The organism is Frankia sp. AiPs1 (assembly GCF_023716945.1).
Lineage (GTDB): Bacteria > Actinomycetota > Actinomycetes > Frankiales > Frankiaceae > Frankia.
The window spans coordinates 1-724 of record NZ_JAMQQF010001122.1; the positions used below are offsets into that span (position 1 = coordinate 1).

Sequence of the window (724 nt, forward strand, 5' to 3'; positions counted from 1 at the left end):
GGCCTCGCCGGCGGCGCCGCGGCCGCGCCGGGCGGGGTCGTGCTGGACCTGGCCGGGATGAACCGCATCCGCGAGCTGTCCGTCGACGACGCCGTCGCCGTCGTCGAACCGGGCGTGATCACCGCCGACCTCGACGCCGCCGCCCGCGAGGCCGGCCTGTGCTACGCGCCGGACCCGGCGAGCGCGGCGATCTCCACGATCGGCGGGAACATCGCCACCAACGCCGGCGGGCTGCGCTGCGCCAAGTACGGCGTGACCCGCGAGTCGGTGCTGGGCCTCGACGTCGTCCTCGCCGACGGCGAGCTGATCAGCACCGGGCGGCGCACCGTCAAGGGCGTCGCCGGCTACGACCTGACCGGCCTGTTCGTCGGCTCCGAGGGCACCCTCGGCGTCGTCGTCGGCGCGACCGTGCGGCTGCGCCCGACGCCGCGGGCCACCGTCACCCTCGCCGCCTTCTTCGACACCCTCGCCGCCGCGGTCGACGCGGTCACCGCCCTGGGCGCCGCCGGGATCGTCCCCGCCGTCGCCGAGCTGCTCGACGCCCGTACCGTGCGGGCCGTCGACGCCGCCACCGGCAGCGACCTGGCCGCCCACGGGGAGGTGTTCCTGCTTGTCCAGACCGACGGGTCGGGCGCCGCCGAGGAGGCCGACGCCGCCGAGGCGGTCCTTACCGAACGGGCCCGGCTGGTGCGGCGCTCCGCCGACGAGGCGACCGCGCAGACGC

1 protein-coding gene is annotated in these 724 nt (G+C 77.5%); it reads left to right on the forward strand.

What is annotated here, in order from left to right; translation table 11 throughout:
• On the forward strand, positions 1-724 hold a 724-nt coding region (locus tag ND748_RS33235), incomplete at both ends, for an FAD-binding oxidoreductase (protein WP_251750184.1).